We start from the raw sequence: 3,762 nt of genomic DNA on the forward strand, positions 1-3,762 counted from the left end.
CTTACACCCTACGAATACCTTACACCCTACGAATACATCGCCAAGATCTGGACGTCAGAGCCGGACAGGTTCATCGTCGATCCGATCCACCATATGCTGGGACTAAACACCTAGGTAACGGTTGAAAGAATGCAGTACACCAAGATCGGAATGCCAATAAACAGGATCAATAACAGCAAGTTTAAGTCGATAAAGCGATGTAGCCCGCGTTGGCGGCTCCGTGATGGACGGCATGGTAAATTCTCGGCTTCTTCCTCTTCAACTTGCATGTGAAATCGAAGGGAGAAAAAACTCTCAGGTCTGGATACCAACACACGTCTAGTCAGGTTGTCCGCGTCCTGTGAAGCAATAGGCTCCGAACGGCGATCAATCGCCGTGAAATCAACATCAGCCATTTTTGGTTATCCGCATACTCGAGAACACGGTCGCGCCGAGCGCGTCCGTGAAAATCAGATCGAATAAGGCCCGAACCCGATCGGCATGCCGCCGAGCTCGGGCTACAGGCGTGCGGCGAGTTGGCCTGCGTGGTCGCGGAAACGCGAATATGGCGCGAAAGCGTACATGCTATTTAGATGACAACAACGTCATCTCTGGTCAACCCTAGTTCGTTGTTGCGTCTGAACCGCGGTTTGATAGCCAAAAGTCTCCCGAAAAGCGTGGAGGGCGCGGCAGCCTCACGTCCGCTCGTTTGTAGCGTCCCTCGGTTCCCTATCTCTACAGGCGACAGAACGACGTTTAGCGCGCATGTCGGCGCGAGGAGGAGGGCAAGACGATGTTCGTTGAAGGAATGTTGGAGGTGGCGCGCGAAAAGCTCGTGACGATCACCGATGATGCGCGGCTGATCGAAGCCGCCAAACTCTTGTCCTCCGGGACTGATCTCGTGATCGTATGCGACAGCGCGGGGGCCATACAAGGTGTCGTCACCAAAACCGATGTCGTCCGGCAAATCAGCGTCTGTCAGGGCGCAACCTGCATGTGCCCAGTTTCGACGGTTATGACGCGCGATGTTGCGCTGTGTCGGGAGGCGGATCTTCTACAGGACGTTTCCAAGCTGATGAAAGAGCGACATCTGAAGAATATCCCCGTCGTGGCCGCAGATAACCGACCCATAGGTGTACTTACTGCGCGAGCCATTCTCCGCGTACTGCTGGGTGATGCCGAATATGAAGAAGCGCAGTTGGCCGATTACGTGAAGGGCGTCGGCTACCGATGATGAATGCCCGCGCTACCAAACCACGCCTTTGAGGAAATCCCGATGCCTGACCCTGATCCACTCCTGGCCCCGACCGAGCTTGGCCAGCGAGCACTGTCGAGGTGGGACAATGAGGGTGGTGCGCTCGCATCCGCCCATGGAACTCACGCGGAGGTCCCCGACATGACCAACGCCGAACTTGTTCAGCTTCGCATACGCGTCATCGCGCTTGAGAACCTGATAATTGCTGTACTGGCGGAAGGCTCCGATCGGCAGCTCCAGGTGGCGCGGGAGATGGCGGATTACATCTCTCCCCGGCCCGGCTTCACGCATCATCCTCTAACGATTAGGGCAGCCGATCACATGACCGACCTCGTCGGTCGGGCCGTCCATTTCCGATCAGCGCAGCCGAAATGAATCCTGCGCAATCTTATAAAACCGTTGTGTTCGCTGAGAAAAACCTTCCGTAATGGCTCGGACGCTTATCAGACGCGATGTCGGCTTACGTTGATAGCGCCCCATTACCAGGCCACCGCCTGCCTTTACTCGGGAAATAAGCGCGAGCCGGATTCCGAGTGCATCATCCTAACTCTGTCCGTCGGCGAGCCGATCCGGCGACGCCGCAACTGCTGCCCGATGTTCGTTCTCTCGTCGTGCCATTTCCTCGTGGCGGCACAACGGGATTGGCTCGGGTGAGTCTCGGTAAAACTGGACGAGAAAGCGGACGGGTCCCAGCGGTTCGACGCAGTGAAGGATGGTTGGCTCGACAACGCCTGGTGCGCAATCCGGCGCAAGGATGCTCACGGCACCGGTCCGCCTCTGGTCTGTTACGTGGTAGCGCAAACGACCCTCTGCGACTTGTATCAGACCCCAGACGCCGGCCTTGGTGCAATGGTCCCTGAGTAGCCCGGCAGGAACAGAGGATTCGGTGAAGATGTCGGTCTGTCGGTACAAAACCAAACCCTCAGGAAGCTCGTTCGGGCTGTCAGAAGGCGTGTTGATGTCCATCACGCCGCCTCGGCATACAGCGTCTTCTCGCGCGATATCAGGACTTCAGCGAGAAACCAGTAGGCTTCGCCCCATGCAGCTAGAACCCTCTCGTCTACCGCATCACCCAGCACATCCTCAATCGCCGGGAGCAGCGCGTTTGCAACCGCGGGATAGTGTTCCGGCCTAATATGGGTGGCGATGTGGCGAGCAGCGATGCGCTCGATAGCGGGCTTCAACGCATCCAGCTTGTCGGCGTTCTGCGCAAAAGCGAGGATGGTAGCAGCCAGCCGCTTTGGCTGCTCGCCCGATTTCTGGGCCGCTAAGTCGAATAGCGCCTTGATTTCTGGATCGACGAACAAGCGTTCGTACATGCGCGTTGTGATTTCGACCCCGTGCTGCTGGAGCGCCGGCGCAGTCGACTTGATGACGATTATAGTCTCGCGCGAAAGCGACTTAGTCATGATTTACTCCTGAGGTTGTCGTCATGTGTCGTAACTAAAGGACGCGTTTGTATAAAAACGCTGCACCTGAAAAGGCGCTACCTCGTTGGAGCGCATCGTTCGATCAGCAAATTCGACCATGTGGTTGGCACTCCGGTTGTGGCATGAGGCATAAGCCAAGCGGCATGCACGGAGTTTCCTCGAAGCGGGAGACGTGCGCGGCGCCTGTCGAAGCTGAGTCGGCGCTCAAGAGTTACCATAGAGGATTCGTTTGGCGCTTATCCTCCTTGCGACCTGTTGCTAATATATCGCATCGCGATACAATCGTGCAAGCGATTTGAGCACTCCCCAAATCTCACCTAAAATTAGCTACTGAAGGCGTTCAGCTCCCGTTACTCTGAGGTGCTACGGTTGGCCGACAAGCTCAGCAGGGCTGTCGTTGGGGAGAGGATGCGCCGGGACACCGGCTGTCTGCCGGCCGTAGCATCGCTAGGTACGTTCCAAGATATCGCCAGGCTGTTGCAGGAAAGGTCAGGATCGCTTGCGTGCTGGCTACATGAGGCTTTCATAGTACCGATGATGAGAGCGTTGCACATGACGACAATGGAGTAATATCAAGCCACAGTTCGGATGGTCGATGAAAGGCCAATAGTTTTATCAGATTCTATTATGCAACGAGGTTTACTATTAGATATAGATTTAACTCGTTCTGCTAAGTAAAATAGGAGGTTTCTAATTATAAGCGTTATCGCTATTTTGCTTTCTCTAACCATAGCTCTGCTTTCAGATTTACTCTGGCGAGCAGAAGCGAAAGCTGGCAAGATGTTGTTAACAGCTATCGCTTTGATTGCGCTGTTGATCGCGATTTGGGTCGCTCAGGTGGGCTCAGCCGAACAAACGGACCCTTTAGTCCCTTGGATTGCCATTTTGTCAGCCACGCTCCTCCTAAAGTGGCTTCATACCATGTTCCGAGAAACTGACGGACAATGACGCGAATGCTCTGCCTGAGGAGGACCCGGATACTACCTAGGTGTTTAGTCCCAGCATATGGTGGATCGGATCGACGATGAACCTGTCCGGCTCTGACGTCCAGATCTTGGCGATGTATTCGTAGGGTGTAAGGCCGCTGAGCGTCTTCAT

General features: G+C 55.2%; 5 protein-coding genes and 2 pseudogenes. 3 read left to right on the forward strand and 4 right to left on the reverse strand.

The genetic code is table 11. The annotated features are described in order from the left end of the window. Positions 1 to 114, forward strand: a pseudogene (locus ASE82_RS19295) (IS481 family transposase); the annotation flags it as partial. On the opposite strand, the gene ASE82_RS19300 reads toward ASE82_RS19295, so the two are convergent. Further along, complete coding sequence (locus ASE82_RS19300; protein ID WP_152555408.1) at positions 111 to 395, reverse strand: hypothetical protein; 285 nt, start codon at positions 393 to 395, stop codon at positions 111 to 113. The pseudogene ASE82_RS19295 and the gene ASE82_RS19300 overlap by 4 nt on opposite strands. Positions 396 to 772: 377 nt before the next feature. Here ASE82_RS19300 and ASE82_RS05655 point away from each other — a divergent pair, with 377 nt between their 5' ends. Next, entirely contained in the window at positions 773 to 1,213 is a 441-nt protein-coding gene (locus ASE82_RS05655) for a CBS domain-containing protein (protein WP_031439745.1), read from the forward strand. Positions 1,214 to 1,375: 162 nt separating this feature from the next. Beyond that, positions 1,376 to 1,609, forward strand: coding sequence for a hypothetical protein (locus ASE82_RS05660; RefSeq protein ID WP_200874011.1), 234 nt, complete (start codon positions 1,376 to 1,378; stop codon positions 1,607 to 1,609). A gap of 168 nt (positions 1,610 to 1,777) precedes the next feature. Here the strand turns inward: ASE82_RS05660 and ASE82_RS05665 are convergent, their stop codons facing one another. The 3 genes and pseudogenes from ASE82_RS05665 to ASE82_RS19305 all read right to left on the reverse strand — a co-directional run. Next, entirely contained in the window at positions 1,778 to 2,200 is a 423-nt protein-coding gene (locus tag ASE82_RS05665) for a DUF1971 domain-containing protein (RefSeq protein WP_082441334.1), read from the reverse strand. Next, a complete protein-coding gene (locus ASE82_RS05670; RefSeq protein WP_056060106.1) occupies positions 2,200 to 2,643 on the reverse strand; it encodes a globin domain-containing protein in 444 nt (147 codons plus the stop codon). Before ASE82_RS05670 ends, ASE82_RS05665 begins: the two co-directional genes overlap by 1 nt. Positions 2,644 to 3,648: 1,005 nt before the next feature. Next, positions 3,649 to 3,762 (reverse strand): annotated as a pseudogene (locus ASE82_RS19305) (IS481 family transposase); the annotation flags it as partial.

Origin of the sequence: Sphingomonas sp. Leaf230, assembly GCF_001421745.1 — a bacterium.
In the GTDB taxonomy this organism is placed as follows: domain Bacteria; phylum Pseudomonadota; class Alphaproteobacteria; order Sphingomonadales; family Sphingomonadaceae; genus Sphingomonas.

Excerpts from the sequence above, each read along its gene's own strand:
- ASE82_RS05665 (WP_082441334.1), bottom strand. The coding sequence starts at position 2,200 with ATGGACATCAACACGCCTTCTGACAGCCCGAACGAGCTTCCTGAGGGT.
- ASE82_RS05660 (WP_200874011.1), top strand. The coding sequence starts at position 1,376 with ATGACCAACGCCGAACTTGTTCAGCTTCGCATACGCGTCATCGCGCTT.
- ASE82_RS05655 (WP_031439745.1), top strand. The coding sequence starts at position 773 with ATGTTCGTTGAAGGAATGTTGGAGGTGGCGCGCGAAAAGCTCGTGACG.
- ASE82_RS19300 (WP_152555408.1), bottom strand. The coding sequence starts at position 395 with ATGGCTGATGTTGATTTCACGGCGATTGATCGCCGTTCGGAGCCTATT.
- ASE82_RS05670 (WP_056060106.1), bottom strand. The coding sequence starts at position 2,643 with ATGACTAAGTCGCTTTCGCGCGAGACTATAATCGTCATCAAGTCGACT.